Raw genomic sequence first — 19,136 nt, 5'->3', positions numbered from 1 at the left:
CGTCCAAAAAGGACGGGCGGGACGCCCATCCCACAATAACAATTAAAATTGTAAGTTATTTAATTCGCGATCCTTAGTCATTTCCAATTCTTCAATCGAAAATCGAAAATCGAAAATCGAAAATCCTATGGCTGCTGACTAATGACGACTGACGATCGGAATCTCGATCGCAAATTCAGTGCCCCGTCCAGCTTCCGAAACGCAGTCGAGCCGCCCCCCGTGCTGTTCGACAACTAAATGGTAAGAAATCGACAGTCCCAACCCAGTGCCCTTGCCGACTGGTTTGGTAGTAAAAAACGGGTCAAATAATTGGTGGCGAATCTCATCCGGTATGCCCCGCCCGTTGTCGGAAATGCGGATCGCGACAAAACCGCCACCAACAACTTCAGTACGAATTTTAATGGTGGGAACAGTCAATGGAGAATTAGGATTTGACGGGGGTGAATTTTTCGCATTTCTCGCCGCCCATTCCCCTTGCTGGATTTCTTCATCCAAAGCATCAATGGCATTGCCGATAATATTCATGAACACCTGATTGAGCTGACCGGCACAGCACTCGATGTTGGGCAAATTGCCGTATTCTTTAATAATCTGGATAGGTGGATGTCCGCCGTGGGGTTTGAGCCGGTGCTGCAAAATCAACAAAGTGGTTTCGAGTCCCTCGTGAATGTCAACGAATTTGAGGTTAGATTGATCCGATCGCGAAAAATTACGCATCGACACAACTATTTGGCGGATGCGCTCGGTTCCTACTTGCATAGAAGACACTAGCTTAGATAAGTCTTCTACCAAAAAATCGACTTCCATCTCTGCTGCTGCTTCCCGAATTTCCGAGACTGGTTCGGGATAGTGCTGCTGGTAAAGTTCCAAAAGTTGGATCAATTCTTTGATGTAGTGGCTGGCGTGGGAAAGGTTGCCGTAGATAAAATTAACAGGATTGTTAATTTCGTGAGCGATACCGGCAATCATTTGTCCCAAAGAAGACATTTTTTCGGTTTGCACTAATTGAGTTTGAGTTTGCTGCAACTTTCGCACAGTTTGCTCTAATTGCTGCGCTTGATTTTTCAAGCAAGTTTGCTTTCGCCGCAGCACTTCTTCGACTCGCTGGCGCTTGATAATATCCCGTCTCAACAATTCATTGGATTCTAAAAGTTGAGCGGTGCGTTCTTCAACTTGTTTTTTTAAGTCGTCGTGAGCTTGGCGCAGGGCTTCTTGGGCCCGCTGCCGCTCTAAAATTTCTTGCTGCAAAAGTTCGTTGGCTTTCTGCAATTGGGTGGCTCGATCGTCCACTGCTTGTTGCAACAGCTCGATCGTCCCGTACATTTCCGATTGGTTAAAAACTTGCGGCAAACTTGTCTGAGAAACAACACCCAAAAGTTCTCCCTGGCTGCCAACTACTACCAAACGGCGGACGCAGTGCCGCTGCATGGACTGGTGGGCACTCCAGAGGGAATCGGCGGGAGATATGCAAAATAAAGGCGCACTCATGGCGCTTGCTGCGGGGATTTCCGAGAGGTTTAATTCGAGGGCGTGAAACTGCACGATGTCGCGCTCGGTGACAATGCCGATCGGAATTTGATAATTTTGTGTTGGTGCGATCGCCCGATCGGGATGCTGAGTTTGCTCTTTGACAATGACGACGGAACTAACTCGATGCTTGACCATGAGCTGGGCTAAATCGAGGGCTGAGGCAGTTGTTGGGGCCCAAATGACTTGGTGCGTCATGACATCGGCTGCACAGCGCAAATTGGTTAGCAAGTTAATCGGTTGCAGGGCTTCGTGAATGGCTTCGCGGGTGATGATGCCCAGAAGTCGCGAGTCGTCGTCCACTACGGGCAAATGCCGGATGGAGTGCTGGCGCAACGTGAACATAGCTGTGAAAATATCTTGAGACTCGGATTGTTTGAGGGTGATGGGCGATCGAGTCATTACATCCGCAATTGTCAGTCCGACTGTACAAGCTGCGACGGTAGTTAGCTTGACGATATCCCGTTCTGTAAAAATGCCGATGGGCCGATTATCTTCCACGATTAAGACGCAACTGCGCTTGGCTGCGCTAGCAACAGCGTTTTGTTTTTCGCCACAAAGCTGACATGAGACGCGCATCGGGTTCATGAGAGCCAACACCTGGGCGATCGGGGTTTCTGGAGCCACGGTGAGGGGGTGGCGGTCGATCGCCCGATCTAAAGGTGACGAGTAGAGAGGCCTGCTGTTAGGGCGTCCGGCGGGTTCTGATGATTTAATTACGGCCAACTGCGGGGCTGAATCTCGGAAATGTTGTAATTTTTCTTCTTGTAGCATGATTATTAATTTTACTTAATGAGTTGTTACAATTTTGGAGACTTGGGTTGGCAGACTTAGCATTAATTAAGCGGGTGACAGATGCTCGATCGCCTAAAATCTGATTGCTAGAACACTCTTATTTAATTTTTATTTTTTAAATCCTATGTCGTGGACTCCCTTAAGTCATCGAATTCATCACTTGCCGCTGATCCTTGCGGGCCCGATGTTGCGCCGGACTGAAAGTCGGGCCGTGACAGTTTGGCTGGCTCTGAAAGCCCCCCGCCAAGTCGAACTCAAGGTTTATTCGACAGAGGGCGGAACCGGCGAAATTGTCGATCGGCCCTTGCTGCAAGGTGCGAACTCTACCGTGCAGATCGGCAAATACCTGCACGTAGTCGCGGTGACTGCTAAACCAATTAATAGCAATCTCTTGACATCTGGGCAAATTTATGCTTATGACATCAAGTTTGCTGCGAGTGGCGAGTCGAACGTCGGGGGTGCAGTCTCAGAAAATGAGAAAGAAAATCTCATTTCTTGCCTGTGGCCTGCCGCCCCTGATTTATCGGCTTTGGGGCCGGAGACGATTAGTTATTTCGCTCACGGGTTGCCTACTTTTGCCCTGCCGCCGAACGATTTAAACTATTTGCGTATCGTTCACGGTTCTTGTCGCAAGCCTCACGGAGACGGCAGAGATGCGCTGCCAATCTTGGATAATTCGATCGAACAGTTTGCAGGAACGGCAAATAGCAGGCCCCACCAACTGTTTTTAACGGGCGACCAAATTTACGGCGACGACGTTGCCGATGCCATGCTGTGGGCCTTGACTGACGCTGGCGATACACTGTTGGGCTGGGAAGAAAGTCTACCCCTGATGGATGATGCCCAAATAAAAAAGAATTTGTGTATCAGTATACCTAAAAATTCGGAAAACGAAAATGCAGTTGGCCAAGAGAGGGAAATTTTTAGAGAGTCGCCAATTCAGAAACCGTCTGATGCTGAGTATCAGTCCAAAAAACCAATTGATTTACAGCCGGGGACTCGCAGCGATATTGCCAGAGATTTTGGGGGCTTTACGGCGATGTTGGTGAATCAATCGGACAAGTCTAAAAGTCACTTGTTCAGTTTGGGGGAATATTGCGCGATGTATTTGTTAGTTTGGTCGCCGGTACTCTGGTGCACGAGTTTTCCCAAGGGTAAGGATATTTGTCCCAATTCTAAGCAGGCCAAAGTCTGGGATAGAGAAGTTGTTGAACTTGACGGTTTTGCTCGCAATTTGTGGAGGGTGAGGAGGGCGCTAGCAAATATTCCTACTTATATGATCTGCGATGACCATGATGTTAGCGACGATTTTTATTTGAATCGAGAGTGGTGTTACCGGGTGCTGGGAAAGCCGCTGGGCCGGCGGGTGGTGCAGAATGCTTTGCTGGCTTACGCTGTGTTTCAGGCTTGGGGAAATACGCCCGCACAGTTCGATCGCGAAAAACCGGGAGATAAATTATTCAAGGCTGCTGAAAAATGGTCGGATTCGGGGGGAACTGATGTTTCTGCTTGGGAGGAGGCGGGTTCGTATTTGGGAATTCCCGGACTCGACCCAAAAACTCATTTGCCTAAGTTGAAATTAGATGAAGATGTTTTTATTTTGGATCGGGATGGCGCGGGTGTAAGTGAGGTTTTGAATTGGCATTTTACTGTGAGAAGTTTTAAGCACGAGGTGATTGTGCTGGATACGCGGAATTGGCGGGGGTATCCGGTGGAAAGCGCGATCGATCCGCCGATGCTTTTGACTCATAAAGGTTTTGAGGAGCAAATTCAGCAGCCTTTGAAGGAGACGGATTTGCTGAATAAAACTGGGGAGTTTGAAATTGAGGCGACGCTGGTGGTTGTCCCGACAAATTTGGTGGGTTTGTGGATTATTGATGCGGTGCAAAAGTGGGATGTGGCACAGGGGAAGGTTTTTAATAGTGATGCGGGGGATGCTTGGAATTTTCATGAGTTAGCTTTTGTAAAGCTGTTGTCGGAGTTTTTTAAGCAGCGCGATCGGGTGATTGTGTTGACGGGGGATATTCACTATGCTGCTGCTGTGCGACTGAGTTATTGGTCTGATTGTCATTTTGGCGATTCTCGATCGAATATTGAGCCTTTGACGAGGGAGAATTATCGGTCAAATTGTCAATATTCTGTGTTGGCACAGTTAACTGCTAGTGCTTTTATCAATGAGGAGTGGAAAACGCATTTAGTTCATACTAAGATTAAGTCGCTGTTGCCTGAGCGATCGCACGAATGTTTGGGATGGAATGACCCGCTGGAATTAATGAATATTTCGAGGATGAGCAGAAAGAAGGCTTTGGCGGCCGGTCTAAGAAATAGACAATCTCCGCCTGATTGGGGCTATCGGATTGACTGGATTAAACGGCAAAGAGCTCGGGTGTTTTTGCAGCTAGAAAAGGGAACTGCGTCAGATAGATCGCATAAAAATAAACAATTGTCATTTCTGCGTAGGTTATGGAATTTTATATCGCTGTTGTGGCGCAATCGCTGGCTGCAAGAGGGTGATGAGATTGTGGGATATAGTAATATTGCGATCGTCAGTTTTCAGTGGCCTGCTGATGGTGATGGGGAGAAAGCGGTGATACAAAATGTTTATTGGCGGCCTCTTTGGGAGCCGGATAGTGTGGTTTACAGTCAATATTTTGTGCCACTGGGATTGGATGAGGATGATTAGATTCCCGATTTCTGGAAGAAGTCGGGGATTTCGATACGGGTACAATATTGTGTTGAGTTTGTGGCAGTGTCAGCCGGGGGTGAAACCCCAGTCTCATAGCTAAAGTCGATTGGAACTGAGATGTTTCACCATTCTCAAGAACAGGCAAGATGCCTGTTCCACAACAGATGAATTTTATTGTGGAACAGGCCGGAAAGCCTGTTCCTAAAAAAGTAATGGAGAATGGTGCAATATCTCAGTTGGAACTGAGATGTTTCACCATTCTCAAGAACAGGCAAGATGCCTGTTCCACAAAGAATAAGTTTTCTTGTGGGGAGTCGCAGAATTTCCATAGCCAGCCGACTTGCTAAATCAGTTAAAAGCCAGACGCAAAAAGTCGAGGGCGGACTTGGCAGATATGGAAGTTGTTTGGGACATATTAGAAAACCATCAGCACGAAAGTTGAGCGGAAAACTAACCTTCTTGCTGTGCAATGAACGTTAAACCCTTGATGGATCTAGGAGAGAATAGCAAGCCCGTGACGAGATTTGAACTCGTGACTTCCTCCTTACCAAGGAGGTACTCTACCACTGAGTTACACGGGCATAAAAAATTAAGAACCTCCAATTAAAAAATTAATTTTTAATTCTTAAATTTTAACTTCTTATTAAATTGAGGTGGGCCGAGCTAGATTTGAACTAGCGTAGGCGTAGCCAGCGGATTTACAGTCCGCCCCCATTAACCGCTCGGGCATCGACCCATTTCCATCACAGTTATATATCCTAGCACCAGAATCTTTATTTGCAACATTATATTTAAAACTCTAATCATTAACTTGAGAACACATAAGTGAGTTAGCGGCAGACGGGAAAATTGGACACTGTTTAAGGTGCAATACGCTTGGGCCCGAGCCCGATCCCCCCTAGCCCCCCTTCTTAAGGGGGGGACAAGAACTTACTCTTGCGTCCCCCAACAACCAGGGGGAGTAGGGGGTATGCGAGGGGGATCTCGCCCGGAATAAACAGTTTTAACCCAAGCGTATTGGTTTAAGGTGTGCATTCCTAAGTCTAGGCTGGGTGCCCGCCCGCAGCAGGGCTGTTTCATTCTCTTGTAGGGGCAGCAAAGAGTGGCTGCCCCCATGTCCCAAACGCCTGTGAACTCGTCTGTGGGGGGGTAGGCACGGGGAGTAGGGGTAGCACTACCCCTACAAAAGCCTGATTTTCCTGAGAATGAAACAGCACTGCCGCCCGGAGCACCCTAAGTCTAGACTAAGAGGTTGATTAACAGTAAGACTTTTTCTGACATTTGCTAACAATCACTTACATTTGCCTTCTGGTCTTCATGTCATATAGAATGAATTTAGCCACTCAGATGTAGGTGAAAAACCTTGGTAGTACGCAACCGCTATATAAATAAGTTGCCTCTACATTATCAAAGCAAATAATCAGATTGGCGTGGGGCTGTAAGCGATAACCAAGCTGAAGGCAAGAATATAAGTGCTTGTAGAAATTTCTACGGGCATCGGTTGATACGCCTTGGTTGAGATAGGATCTCAACTTATGTATTTGTTAGCAAATGTTAGCAAAAAAGTATCGGAAATCCCTAATTCACTAATTGCCCCGTTTCTTGCAGGGAGTGCAGGCGGCGGTAAATACCTTGTTGACTCAAGAGTTCGTCGTGACTGCCAACTTCGACGATTCTACCGCCGTCGAGTACGACGATCGCATCGGCTTCGCGAATTGTACTCAGTCTGTGGGCAATAATTATGGTGGTGCGCGTACCGAGGATATTTCGCATGGCTATCTGGATCGATCGCTCCGACTCATAGTCCAAACTAGAAGTAGCCTCATCAAAAATTAACACATCCGGCTCCACCAACAGCGCCCTGGCAATCCCCAACCGCTGCCGCTGACCGCCGGACAACCGCATTCCTCGCTCCCCGACAACGGTATAGTAACCTTGGGGCAACAGCCGCACAAAATCGTCTACTTTGGCGATGCGACAAGCATCCTCAACTTGCTCGAAAGTTGCATTTCTGTTTCCGTAAGTCAAATTTTCCAGCAAAGTACCGTTAAAAACGTCTACTTCTTGGTGGACAATGGCTAAACGCTGGCGGTAGCGAGTCACGTCTAAGCTGCAAATGTTTTCGCCGTCGATCAGAATGCGGCCGGAGTTTGGTTCAAAGTAGCGAAACAGTAGTTTAACTAAAGTCGATTTCCCAGAACCAGATCGCCCGACTAAAGCTACTGTCTGACGGGGATGAATCAATAAATTCACATCTTGCAAAACGGGTTTTTGACTGTCGTACCCGAATGTCAAACCGCTGATCTCAACTTTGCCGGTAAATTTATAAGGTGGCTGTGCCGATCGAGCATTTTCTGCTAAATTAACCGCATCCACACCGTCTGGCGTTTGCATAAACTCGTGGAACCGGATCATTGAAGAATAGCGCCGCGCCAATAATTCGGCGATAATGCTAATCGGACGCAGTTGGGAATATGCCATGCTTGCCAACGTGTAAAGGGTAACAAAATATCCGAGGGAAATTTTGCCTGCAACCGTTTCTGCTAGGCTAAAACCGAGAACTGAAAACAAACACAACTGGACGATCGTCTGCTGGTATGTCCCCAGGGTGACGTATCCTTTGTGAATGCGGTCGATCACGACTTTTAATTCGCGATCGAGTCTGGTGGTTTGCCTTTTGAGTTCATCGCTTTCTGTCGCAAAAGCTTTGACTGTTTTGATGTTGGTGATAATTTCCGAGTTGCGGCTTTCGGTATCTTCGATGTATTCATCCAGAATTTCTTCCCGCGCAGTCACCTGTTGCAGGCCTTTGAGGGTGAAACTGAGGATAAATAGGAATGAAACCACAATTAATAAGCCAATCCGCCACTCTATTAAGCAGATAACGGCAAAAATGCCGATTAAGCGGACGACTTCGGGGATGAATTCGCCGGCAATTTCTGGGTAAGTCCAAGTATGGTTGGCGATGCCTTTGGCGATGCGGCTGGCAATCCGTCCGGCGTTGTTTTCGTCGTAGAATTCTAGGGGTAAGGTGAGGATTTTGCCGATCGCACTTCTCATTCGATCGCGCCTTGCCCTCAATGGTATCGCCCAGTGGAACCAATTTCCCACCCACGGCTGGATCGGTGCTTTGGCGACTGTTACCAGAAAAATTATGCCCAGCAAGACGGATAGCGATAATATTTTGTTGGGTGACTGCTGGGTAACAGAGGCGATCGCTGTTATGAGTTTTTGCGTTACTGTATCTGCAGGTTGACCCGACAATACGTTTAATATTTGACCGATCGCGTAGGGTACAAGCAAATCGGCTAGTGCCAAAACGCTGGATGCGCCTATGCTGTAAACTGAGATTTTCCAGTAGCGACTGTAGTATTGGAAAATGTCCTGAAAGCTTGCCATAAATTTGTGTTGAGATACAACCCTTGCAAACACTTGCATTTAAAACTGCGCTCTCGGCGCGCCGTGTTTACAAGTGTACTACAAAAGTAGTCGATCGGGGAGTCAATCGATTTTAGATTTTAGATTTTAGATTTTAGATTGACTTGCGCGAGATAAAGGCGGGGGCTTGAGGATTTTAGATTTTAGATTTTGGATTGATTCCACGGATAAATCACGTGGCGGGTACCACCTTTGAAATTCTTGGTCATCTTGGATCATGCTAGCGACTCGCCCGATCGGGTGATTTATGGCAATCATTCGATCGTCAGCAATCGATCGGCATTCCTGGGCAATCAATTCAAGACTAAGGGCAAAAAAATGCAAAAGACAGAATTTTTCTTAAATTCTGCCTTCTGAGCAATGCCTTACAGCATATTCGGTGGTTTATGAAGTACAGTAGAAACCTTAATTGTGTGCTGTTAATCCTCCGGGTGCGTCGCTACGAGATATTGGATATAACTTACAGATTGACGGGTGGCGACGCACCTTACACGGGCCATCAGATTATGTGTACCACATATACATGGAATATGCTGTATAAGTTTTACCTTTGAGTAGTCTGTTAGCTGAAGGTGTAGGCTGATTGCAGCGCCCACCAGATCAAGAAGCCGATTCCGCCGGCAATGACAATCGCCGAAATGGCGATCGCTATAGGACTGTCAGCTCCCTTGAACTTCATGATTCCGCGATTTAAATCTGACATGACAGTGTTCTCCCACAATTCCAGCTTGATTGTAGCTTTGCCGTGGGCCGATGGCGGTCAATTTTCACGGCAATTACTGATTTGGTTAATGATCTGGCTGCTGAAATTGCAGGTGGGGAGTGGGTTTGGGGGTGGTTTACTGGGTTTCTGAAAAAAACTTACTAAAAAGACTTGACAAATTTAGAGAATTGAGACAATATTGTTAATACCGCAGGAAATGCGGGTGTAGCTCAGTGGTAGAGCGTCACCTTGCCAAGGTGAATGTCGCGCGTTCGAATCGCGTCACCCGCTTTAGAAGATAAAAAAAATCAAGAAAACCGGAAAGTAGATCAAGAAAGTTTTTGGTATAGTCCTAATGATGGTTGAAAATACCTAAGTTAGTGGTAAGATTGAATGCAGAACTTGCAAGTCAAAATTGCCGATCGGGCGAGAGCTCGAAACAGGCAGGTGAAAGCCTCGCTTTGGCGGAAGTGACAAGTTTGATTAAGTGGATATGTTAACGATTATTTTTGCAAAAACGCTTTTTTTATCCGATCGCTAGTGCCATCTCAAAAAGCTCCAAAGATTGACTTAAACGATGAGTACCCCTGTCCTTGCCGACGGCGGGGTCGTCTAGTTCCCATAACGTTGACAGAAGCCTTTGGCTGCAACCGCTGTCAACAAATATTTGTATTGGACGAAAGTGGATACGTGATCGAGCAACTATCAACGAACTATCCTTACAAGCAGGCTTGGCGGTGGACGGGCCACCAGTGGAACAGAGCGCATCCGGGTTTGAAGGCCCATTACTTGCCACTGGCTTTGGGTATGATATTGGTGCCGCTAGTGATTTGGTTGCCCTTGGCGCTACACTCGCCGGGCCCAAATATTATTCTGTGGGCAATGGTCGCGGTGCTGCTAGCAATGCTGCCGGCGCTGATGGTATGGCTCGCTTACAGGCGTTAGCTAGATGATAATAGAGGATTTTACCCATTCATCAGATGCCGCAAATGTCGCGCGTCGCGCTTATCAAGCTTCTTTGGAGTTGGCTGCGACAAAGAGTGCCGATCGCGCTGCAGCTTTGCAGGCGATGGCGGGCTCGCTGAAACGGCGGCAAAATGATATTTTAGAAGCAAATACTCTGGATCTAGAAGCGAGTCGGGACATGGCGATTCCCGAGTTGATTGTGGAGTGGCTGAAGCTGACGCCGGAACGGATTAAGACAACTGTGCAAATTCTGCAACGGTTGGGGGAAATGCCAGACCCGATCGGCAGGGTGATCAATGCTTCTTATCAGGTCGATCGGTGTCAGGTTTACTGTCAGTCGCTGCCACTGGGGGCTATCGCTCTAATTTACGAAGCGTTTCCAGAGTTGGGGGCGATCGCCGCGGGTTTGTCTCTCAAAAGCGCTAACAGTTTGATTCTTAAAGGCGGCAGCGAAAGCTGGCAAACTAATGCTGTAATTGGGGAAGCTTTGGTTTCGGCGATCGATGAGGTAGGTTTGCCATCGGGATGTTTGCAGATACTGCCGCCGGATCGGGGCGCTTCGATCCGAGAATTGGTCACTCAAGACCAATATCTCAATTTAATTATTCCCTACGGTAGACCAAGTTTGGTGCAGCAGGTAGTTAGGCTGTGTACAGCACCAGTTTTGAGGTCGGCAATGGGAAATTGTTACCTTTATTGGTCGCCGACTGGTAGTTTGGAGATGGCAAGGTGGATGATTTTGGATAGCCATCAAAGCGTGCCCGATCCTGTTAATGCGATCGAGAAAGTGCTGATCGATCGCAACCAAAAGCCTTCTTCCTTAGTCAGGCTGTGGAACAGTTTAAAAGAAAAAGGCTTTCAAATTAGTGGCGATGCGGATCTTGTTGCAGATTTCCCAGAGTTGAAGCTGGCGGAACCATACGAGTGGACTCAACCGTATTTAAACAAAACCATAGCGTTTAAAGTTGTCGATAGTTTAGAAATTGCGATCGGCTGGATCAACCGCTACAGCAGTGGCCACGCTGACTGCATTGCCACTGAATCTTACTTAGAAAGTCGCCAATTTGCTCTGGATGTTAACAGCGCCTCAACTTTTATTAATGCCTCACCTCGGTTTTGGCGCTATCAAAATCGGGGAGATGCGATATTTTTGGGAATGTCCAACCAAAAAGGTTATCGTCGGGGATTGATCGGGTTAGATACGCTGACGACAATTAAAGAAATTGTGCAGGGAAACGGACTTTTTTAATTTTATAGGTTATTTAGAATTGGTTATTGGGATTAAACCAAACTCAAAAGTGGGAGACTATTATCGATGCGTAAGCCTTTAACAGTTGTTCCAAAAATCTTTTTATAGGATACAATAATATCTTGGTAGAACAATCAGGCAGCCTCGATCTCAAGCAATTTGATCGCAAGCTCCCGGATAGCCGCAGTGGAGACAGATAAAATCTCCGCATCCTAACAATAAGCCGCCGGATTTATGTGTGGGTTCAATCTAAAATCTGGTACGGAATCTAATTAAATTTAGAAACTTATTAAGTCACATGAAAATACTCTTAGCTATCACATGAAATCCGAAAAATCACTCAAGACTCTAGACAAGAGGGCAACGCCGACTTTAGGCAAAGAAACGCTAATTCACCACTCGGTATACGCTAAGAAATTGCGTCCACTTATGCCATCAGGAGCCTTTAAACCAGATGATAGCAAGTTGGTTATACTGTTCATTAATATGGGCATTTTGCTACTGGGTTGGGGAATAGCCGATCGTCTAGATCAGTGGTCTGTGTATCTTTTATGGCTTTATTTACCTTTAGCTTTGATTATGGGTAATAGTGTAATAGCTTTATCATTTATCTCCCATGATTTCATGCACGGTAGTGTGCAGAAAAAGTCTCGCGTGACTGATAGCATTAGTTTTCTAGGGTTCGCAATGTTGTTTATGCCCCCGACTCAGTGGAAATCTCTTCATAACATTGTACATCACAGTCAAACAAATTCTTTAGGAGATCCCGATCGCAATTACCTTTACCAACAGCCTAATACTTGGGGAAAATGGATTCAAAATTTCTTTGTACCATCTGTTGACTTCAATCCCGTTTGGTTCTTCTTAGTAGGGATGGCAGGCTCGTGGTTATTTCATAATTTTTCCAACCTCTCTTCGATCCTGTTCTTTAATAATAAGTCAGTTGATTATGTGCCGGCTGCTTTTACAGTCAGTGTTCGGGATCGGTGGACAATTGCCCTTGAGTTTATGGGAATTTTATGCCTGCATTTTAGCATTTTATTCTATTTAGACTTTCATCCCCTCAAACTCGCTTTTAGCTATTTTCTGCCGCTAGCAATTGGTCATTCAGGAATCATGTTTTATATATACACCAATCATCTGATTTGCCGGATGACGAGTGTTAATGATCCGCTGATAAATAGTCTTTCACTACGGGTTCCTAAAATATTTGATCTGTTGCATTTCAATTTTTCCTATCACACGGAGCATCATATTTTCCCTAGTCTTAACTCAGACTATTACCCTTTGGTTCAAGAGTTGATAGAAATTCACTATCCTGGGCGGATGAATTTACTGGATGCTGGTGAAGCTTGGCAATTGTTAATGCAAACTCCTCGGCATTACAAAGATGAAGTTACCTTAACTGATTATTTAGGGGAAACTTCGGTAAATTGCCCTCTTGATAATTCTGCTGTAACACCTTTGCCATAGCTAGATACACCAGTTACGCTCACAAGTTTTCTTCAGACTACAACTAGAAAGCGACGCTAAAGACCAATTTTACCTGACGCGATAACAACCCCGTCAGGCTGACAATTCTACAGCGAAAATATTCTCACGGGTAGATTCAGAAAGAGAATTCTATTAATTTGTATTATTAGTAATCGTGAGATTATGGTGCAAGAGTTGTTAAAAATTTACTATCCCGATAGCATGAATTTAATCGAGGCTGGCGACGCTTGGCGGTTGCTAGTGGAAACACCCCGGCATTATCAAGATGAAGTTACCTTCACTGATTCCTCTGGTACATTGTGTGTGAATTGCTCGATCGCTGAAGACTACAAAAGCTGAGAATGGGCAAAGGAATTTTCTTTTGGGGCGGGCGTCTCGCCCAACCCCTACTCCCCAAAAATACACTCCTACATACTGATGCTATTGAGTACCAACGAAGGCTTGAGAGCAATGTAAGGAATTACTCGTTTTTGATTGTTAGCATCAATTTTTTGTTCTGCCATATTCAAATTTTGCTGGAACTGTCTGGCTAAAAGTTGGATCGGGGTTCCCGCAAAAACTTCGTCGAAACTCATCCGGTAGAGTTCTCGGAAAGATTTATCGTAATAACCCAAACGGTCATATCGATAAGCTGACAAAATAAACATAATTTTCAGTTGTTCAGCCGCTCGCTTGTACGGAGGAAGCAACCGTAAAATGTCCTTTTCCGTAATCACTTCGAGAGTGCCAGAAGCGGTAATTTTGGGAATGTCCCGGTAGGCTGCCAAGGGCATATTGGCGGCAAAAGCCATGTATTCGTACTGGGGAAAATTGACGGCTGAATGCTGCGGGCCGCAGGTGAAAATTATAGTTGTGACAATTGCAATTAATTGTTCAACTGTGTCGATGCGCTGCGGCATTCCTTTGACTTTACCGCCCTCATTCGAGGCTAATTCTTGGGCCCAAGTTTGCAGTTCCACGTCTTGGACGAGTGCTTCATTTGTCGGGTAAAAGAATTTGAGATAGCCACATACAAAGGTTTCGATCGCATTCCACAGCAGTAATCCATCATCTCGGTAAGGATAGTGAGGCAGTTGATTTGGATCGTCCATGCCCCGATTTTTCAGTTCGGTTGGGAAGGCAAATTGATCCAGACTCCAGTTACTGCAAGCCTCTCTAGCTATTTCCATTGTCTCTGGCAAGCTACCGCTTAGCAAGTCATCGACTGGCCCGCCCGGAGCGATCAAGTGAGAACGCGCCAGATCGTTATTTGTCAACATAAAGCGAAAGTGCGGTTTCAGCAACAGGCTCAGCGGGTGATTTTTAGCCAACTGTCGGGCGGTGACGATCGCAATTGGTTCCATCACCAGATGAGTTCGACCTAAATGCGAGCTCATTTCATGGTGATTGGCATCTGCTACTTGTACGCAGAGTTTCGCAAACAGCCAATCGACAGGAGGATCGAATGGGGTGTAGACATGGCTATCTGGCGTGGGATCTAGTTGAATGGCGATCGGTGTCATTTCACCGCGATCGCGAATTCCCGTCCACCGCCAAGCGAAAAAAGCTCGCGGTTTCGGCAAGAATTTTCTGCCTTTTTCATAGCTTCCGCCTCCTATTTTTGAAGGCGCGCGATAGTGTTGGTCGCTACCGGTATAATCGGCAATGTAAATGTTTTTTTGTTGCAACTCTTGGCCCAGATCGAATAATGGGTGAAAACTGGAAATTTGTGCCAGTGTTTGCGCCCGAGGATCGCTGGCATCTAACAGGCGAAGCACCATCGGATTTGCTCCAGACAGGCGCTGTTCTGCAAAAGAGCGATCGGTTTGGTAGATTTTGGCAACAGGAGGTAGCGGCAGCAGAGTAAAGAAATCTTCATAGTCTTGGAGGTCGTCGAGAGGATCGAGAAAACTTCTCGAATCGGCCGCCAGCATATTTCCGGGAAGTTCCGATGTTGCTAGTATCCGCTCTCCAATATACTTGCTCGAAAAGTTCTCGACTGCGGGCACATCTTTCAATAATGCCAAAGGTGATAAACTCTCAAAGTCAAACTGATAAGCTTGTTGCTGGCGATTCAAGGAATCGCGACGCTGTTCTTGGTTCGGATCGTCTTGAGGAAGAGAAGGTTTCATTTTGTCTACCATTGTATAAATCAACCATTTTTTGGTAGTAAAAGATCGGAGCTCGTCACTACCGATCGAGGATGGAATTTAAAAATTATTGTGCAGGCTCACGCTTGATAGAGGTCTTATTCACCGATCGATAATCTTATTCCGGATTTTTTTAAATTCAGAAAAATTCCTCAAAAGAAGGCAACACTTCTCGATCGCCCTAAATCTAGATTGAAAGGTTTCATTCTCCCGATAAGTAGCTCGCACTCAAGAACCCCGACTTCTTTGAGATGTCGGGGTTCTGGGTGTTCGGTTTTTTGAGCTGGGTCTTGATTAGCGGTTATGCACGAACCATTAAATATTGACCGTTGCCGTTATATTCGCCGTCGCAACTCGCGAAATTAGCCACAAACCAAATTAAGTAAAACCGCCAGATGCGGCGAAATTTGGCATAGTCCATGCCGTAGTCTAAATCTTTGACTATTGCCTGAGAATCGTCAAAATTTTTCAGCCAAGTAGTTAAGGTTGTAGAGTAATTGGAGCCGTTGAGATACCAGTTTTTTATGGTTTTGAGGTCTTTGTTGTGGCTGGGAACTGCATCGTATTTCCAGTAACGACCGTGGGGGAAAACGTATTTGTGGGTGAAAACGCTGGACATATTGTTGGGAATGCGGACTGTGATAATGTGAATGAAAACTTTGCCGTTATCCTTCAGGAAAGAGGCAAGCTTTTGGAAAGCCTTCGTTAAATTACCTACATGACAAAAAACTCCGATGGAGAGAATCTTGTCAAATTTTGTCTCAAATTGGGCGTCGTTCAAATCGCCTTCATATAGGGTAAATCGACCGGAACTGAGGTAGCTTTCGGGGTCTTGCATCTTCTGACGCATATACTCGCATTGGTTGTGGCTCAAGTTAATCCCCGTAAAGGTGACATTGGGGAATTTGGAAAGAATGTAATTGGGAACACAACCCCAACCGCAACCAAAGTCTAAAATATTGTCGCCATCTTGAATCTCTAGCTTCTCAATCACATCATCAATCATCTGCATTTGTGCTTGTTCAAGGTTGGCGGCTCCTTTTTCCCACAACCCCATGCTGTATTTAGGATAAATGAGTTTTCCATCGCCTAACATCGGATTCAGCATTGCTTGAGGTAAGTCGTACTGAATCTTCATTAAATCCCGCGGCCCTTCGGCTGTATGGTCTGTTTCTGTTAGTACCCATTCGTAGGGTGCAAGCAGGGACGGGAAATGCTTAAAAAAGACCGGCATACAGGTATCAAAAAGCGATCGCAATACTGAATCTGGGACTTCTAATCCGTTGATGTAAGACTCTGCTACTGCCATTTGCACCGTGTTAACTGCACTGACGGCGAGGCGGGTTGCTCCGTAGGCGATCGGACTTTTGGTATGGATATTTCCCACGAGGGGAAGGTGGTTTTCGATGTTTTGTAGGGCTGTTGATGAAGTCATGGTTATACTGGTTTTAAAGATGCTGCTATTCTATCTCACAAAAATTGGGTGGTTGTTAGAGAGCAAAAAAGCTAAAACTATTGCCCCGTAAGGTTTGCACAGCAAAACTCCCCAAAATCTTAAAAATATATGGCTGTTGAAGGGGATTTGATAACGGATTGATAGGGCTTTGGGCGCTCTTAATTTTATTAAGAATTATGTCCGTCCATTTTAGATTTTAGATTTTAGATTAACTCCACAGCTTGAATTGGGGTATTTTCACGCTGAGATGAAAATTTTAGTGTTCAGTTATACCATTTTAGATTTGAGAATTGAGAATAAATGATGAGCTAAGAGTTGGACTTTTGTCTAGAGTTGCTCTCTTTTTTTAAACTGGTTTCATTGGGGCGGTTGAGCTGACGCAACGAGAAGCAAATGCCGATCGCGACTTATAGTTAAGGAATCAGGGATACAGAAAAAATGCCCAGAAACCGGGTTTGCATACAGGTTAGCTGCAATAACAGATGTCCGCGAGATTCCTCGCTAATTAGCTAGACGCGCCACATATGCCACAGATTCACTATCTGCCGGACGATCGCACGATCGAGATAGACGACGACGATATAATTCTCGAAGCTTCCCTGCGTGCCGACATTCCCCACACCCACATCTGTGGCGGTAGCGCCCGATGTTCGACTTGCCGGGTATTGATTGTCGAAGGTTTGGAATTTTGCTCTCCGCGCACTTCGCCGGAAGAGGAACTTGCCCAAAAATTGCGTTTAGAACCGGAAATTAGGCTGGCTTGTCAGACACAGGTTGCGGGCGGCAAGGTGATTTTGCGCCGATTGGCGATCGATTCTGAAGACTTGGAATCATTTAACGACGAAATGGCCGGAAAGTTGATTTCTACTCCTGTGGGTCAAGAGAAGAAAATTGCAATTTTGTTTGCCGATATTCGCGGGTTTACTGCGTTTGCAGAATCGCTGTTGCCCTACGATGTAATTTATGTTTTAAATCGCTATTTCCAAAAAATGGGTTATGCGATCAACCGCAATGGCGGGATGATTAATAATTACATGGGAGATGGTTTTATGGCACTGTTTGGGTTGGAAAATTCAGACAACGCGGCGGAACAAGCGGTGAGGGCTGGGGTGCAGATGCTGGAGGAACTAGAGAAACTCAATCCCTATTTTGAGACTTTATACCGTCACCGGTTGCGGATTGGAATTGGCATACATTACGGGTGGGTGGTTGTGGGGAATTTGGGGGCATCGAAAAATCAGACAGTTACGGCGATCGGAGATGCGGTGAATTTGGCCAGCCGGATCGAGGCTGCTAACAAGCAAGTAGGAACGAGTTTACTGATTTCCGAGGAGACTTATCAGGAAGTTAAGGAATTGGCGATCGTCGATCGGTGCGTATCCGTGCCAATTCCGGGGAAAAGTGGCGAATATCCGCTGTATGAAGTAGTCGGGATGCCGCCGCTGCCCGTGGAAACCGAAGAAGTTTCTGAGGTAAGGGAAGGTTCTATTTGGCAAAGTTTTGTCAATAAGTTACTGGCTTTGTATGCTGCGGTGTACAATTGGATTAGGAAAATTTGGATTCAAATTAGAAAACTATAGCTCAACTTTTTTGAGTTTTGTTATTCCATCGATAACATGAATATTCCTCAGTCAATAGTTCGCATTTTTCTCATGCTCCCCAACGGTCAGATTGGGGCTCAACTGCGAGATAATATCCCAGGTATTGCCAGTCAAGGAATGCTTTCTACTTTTGGTGGTGGCGTGGACATAGGAGAAAGTCCACAGCAGGCAGCAGTGCGAGAAATGGAGGAAGAAACTTGCCTCACAACCAATTTTTACCAAATGGACTTTATCACAACTTTTACTCACCAAAAGACCCAAAATGATAGAAAAGTTTTACAAAAAAACCACCTTTTTTTGGCGATCGTTAGCGATTGTGATAAAATAGAAATCAAAGAAGGTGTGGGTTTGGTAGTTTTGAGAAAAGATGTAGATTTTGAAAAAGTCAACGCCGGGGAAGGTACTCACATGGCTTGGAAATTGTTGCAGGAATATTTAAAATAAAAACTCCCACACTACGTTTTCCCCGCGAGGGGACTGAAACTTTAATAGAGAACTTCTTTACTATGTTGTCAAATACGAATTCAGAGTACGAATCATTACTACAACGAGCGATCGCCATCGCAGCCAAAGCTCATGAGGGGCAGGTTGATAAGGCAGGCAATCCCTATCTCGACCATCCGCTATTTGTGATGGAAAATGTAACTTCTATAGAGCAGAAAATCGTAGCGGTTTTACACGATGCTGTCGAAGATTCGGAACTTACACTTGAGCAACTTAGAAGCGAAGGTTTTCCTGAAGTTATCGTCTCGGCGATCGAGGCGATTACCAAAATAGAAGGAGAAGCTTATCCAGCTTATTTAGAGCGTGTGATTGCCAACCAGATCGCACTGCGAGTCAAAATCGCTGATGTTACTCATAACCTGGATATTCGTCGCATCGCCAATCCGACAGAGGCAGATTTTCAACGCATTGCCAAATACAAAAAAGTCCTCCATCAGTTGCGTGCAGCTTTAAAGTAATTATTTTTTATTACAGCCTCTTCGGTGGTTCATGAAGTACACTATAAATATAGTGTGTGGTGTTAATCTGTAGGGTGCGTCGCTGCGAAATATTGGTCGATAAAACTTACAGATTGACGGGTGGCGACGC

15 protein-coding genes and 3 tRNA genes are annotated in these 19,136 nt (G+C 45.7%); 11 read left to right on the top strand and 7 right to left on the bottom strand.

Annotated features, from left to right (window positions below; all coding sequences use genetic code 11):
• Positions 1–138: 138 nt before the first annotated feature.
• The gene (locus QUA16_RS29580; RefSeq protein WP_333105211.1) at positions 139–2,301 is read right to left on the bottom strand and encodes a CBS domain-containing protein; all 2,163 of its coding nucleotides are present in this window, start codon (positions 2,299–2,301) and stop codon (positions 139–141) included.
• Positions 2,302–2,446: 145 nt separating this feature from the next.
• On the opposite strand from QUA16_RS29580, the gene QUA16_RS29575 reads away from it, so the two are divergent.
• Positions 2,447–5,005 (top strand): PhoD-like phosphatase, encoded by a 2,559-nt coding sequence (locus QUA16_RS29575; protein WP_333105209.1) that lies wholly within the window; start codon positions 2,447–2,449, stop codon positions 5,003–5,005.
• A 149-nt stretch (positions 5,006–5,154) separates the two neighbouring features.
• Positions 5,155–5,355 carry a hypothetical protein gene (locus QUA16_RS29570; protein ID WP_333105208.1) on the top strand — a complete coding sequence of 67 codons (201 nt, stop codon included), beginning with the start codon at positions 5,155–5,157 and terminating at the stop codon, positions 5,353–5,355.
• A gap of 162 nt (positions 5,356–5,517) precedes the next feature.
• Here the strand turns inward: QUA16_RS29570 and QUA16_RS29565 are convergent.
• From QUA16_RS29565 to QUA16_RS29555, 3 genes are all read right to left on the bottom strand, one after another.
• A tRNA-Thr gene (locus QUA16_RS29565) sits at positions 5,518–5,589 on the bottom strand.
• Positions 5,590–5,662: 73 nt separating this feature from the next.
• Positions 5,663–5,744: transfer RNA gene (locus QUA16_RS29560), tRNA-Tyr, on the bottom strand.
• Positions 5,745–6,586: 842 nt separating this feature from the next.
• A complete protein-coding gene (locus QUA16_RS29555) occupies positions 6,587–8,407 on the bottom strand; it encodes an ABC transporter ATP-binding protein (RefSeq protein WP_333105207.1) in 1,821 nt (606 codons plus the stop codon).
• Positions 8,408–8,638: 231 nt separating this feature from the next.
• Between QUA16_RS29555 and QUA16_RS29550 the strand changes: the two genes are divergently transcribed.
• Positions 8,639–8,803 (top strand): hypothetical protein, encoded by a 165-nt coding sequence (locus QUA16_RS29550; RefSeq protein ID WP_333105205.1) that lies wholly within the window; start codon positions 8,639–8,641, stop codon positions 8,801–8,803.
• A gap of 205 nt (positions 8,804–9,008) precedes the next feature.
• Here QUA16_RS29550 and QUA16_RS29545 read toward each other — a convergent pair whose 3' ends face one another.
• The gene (locus QUA16_RS29545) at positions 9,009–9,149 is read right to left on the bottom strand and encodes a hypothetical protein (protein ID WP_172188980.1); all 141 of its coding nucleotides are present in this window, start codon (positions 9,147–9,149) and stop codon (positions 9,009–9,011) included.
• A 219-nt stretch (positions 9,150–9,368) separates the two neighbouring features.
• Between QUA16_RS29545 and QUA16_RS29540 the strand changes: the two genes are divergently transcribed.
• The 5 genes from QUA16_RS29540 (at position 9,369) to QUA16_RS29520 (ending at position 13,197) form a co-directional block, all read left to right on the top strand.
• Positions 9,369–9,440: transfer RNA gene (locus tag QUA16_RS29540), tRNA-Gly, on the top strand.
• 249 nt (positions 9,441–9,689) lie between these two features.
• Positions 9,690–10,094 carry a hypothetical protein gene (locus tag QUA16_RS29535; RefSeq protein ID WP_333105204.1) on the top strand — a complete coding sequence of 135 codons (405 nt, stop codon included), beginning with the start codon at positions 9,690–9,692 and terminating at the stop codon, positions 10,092–10,094.
• A 4-nt stretch (positions 10,095–10,098) separates the two neighbouring features.
• Positions 10,099–11,364 (top strand): glutamate-5-semialdehyde dehydrogenase, encoded by a 1,266-nt coding sequence (locus tag QUA16_RS29530; RefSeq protein ID WP_333105203.1) that lies wholly within the window; start codon positions 10,099–10,101, stop codon positions 11,362–11,364.
• Positions 11,365–11,685: 321 nt separating this feature from the next.
• Positions 11,686–12,837, top strand: coding sequence for a fatty acid desaturase (locus QUA16_RS29525; RefSeq protein WP_333105202.1), 1,152 nt, complete (start codon positions 11,686–11,688; stop codon positions 12,835–12,837).
• 183 nt (positions 12,838–13,020) lie between these two features.
• Complete coding sequence (locus tag QUA16_RS29520; RefSeq protein ID WP_333105201.1) at positions 13,021–13,197, top strand: hypothetical protein; 177 nt, start codon at positions 13,021–13,023, stop codon at positions 13,195–13,197.
• Between the two features lie 68 nt (positions 13,198–13,265).
• On the opposite strand, the gene QUA16_RS29515 is transcribed toward QUA16_RS29520, so the two are convergent.
• Together QUA16_RS29515 and QUA16_RS29510 are read right to left on the bottom strand one after the other, a co-directional pair.
• Entirely contained in the window at positions 13,266–14,969 is a 1,704-nt protein-coding gene (locus QUA16_RS29515) for a lipoxygenase family protein (RefSeq protein WP_333105199.1), read from the bottom strand.
• Between the two features lie 319 nt (positions 14,970–15,288).
• Complete coding sequence (locus QUA16_RS29510; protein WP_333105198.1) at positions 15,289–16,422, bottom strand: class I SAM-dependent methyltransferase; 1,134 nt, start codon at positions 16,420–16,422, stop codon at positions 15,289–15,291.
• 545 nt (positions 16,423–16,967) lie between these two features.
• On the opposite strand from QUA16_RS29510, the gene QUA16_RS29505 reads away from it, so the two are divergent.
• The 3 genes from QUA16_RS29505 (at position 16,968) to QUA16_RS29495 (ending at position 19,006) form a co-directional block, all read left to right on the top strand.
• Positions 16,968–18,023: an adenylate/guanylate cyclase domain-containing protein gene (locus tag QUA16_RS29505; RefSeq protein ID WP_333105196.1), complete on the top strand. Its 1,056-nt coding sequence runs from the start codon at positions 16,968–16,970 to the stop codon at positions 18,021–18,023.
• A 36-nt stretch (positions 18,024–18,059) separates the two neighbouring features.
• A complete protein-coding gene (locus QUA16_RS29500) occupies positions 18,060–18,488 on the top strand; it encodes an NUDIX domain-containing protein (protein WP_333105195.1) in 429 nt (142 codons plus the stop codon).
• Between the two features lie 62 nt (positions 18,489–18,550).
• Positions 18,551–19,006 carry an HD domain-containing protein gene (locus tag QUA16_RS29495; protein WP_333105194.1) on the top strand — a complete coding sequence of 152 codons (456 nt, stop codon included), beginning with the start codon at positions 18,551–18,553 and terminating at the stop codon, positions 19,004–19,006.
• Positions 19,007–19,136 lie beyond the last annotated feature (130 nt).

This window comes from Microcoleus sp. S13_C3, assembly GCF_036700905.1.
Taxonomy (GTDB): domain Bacteria; phylum Cyanobacteriota; class Cyanobacteriia; order Cyanobacteriales; family Microcoleaceae; genus Microcoleus.
The sequence above is the reverse complement of the archived record's forward strand: the minus strand, read 5'-3'. Positions and strand labels throughout refer to the sequence as shown.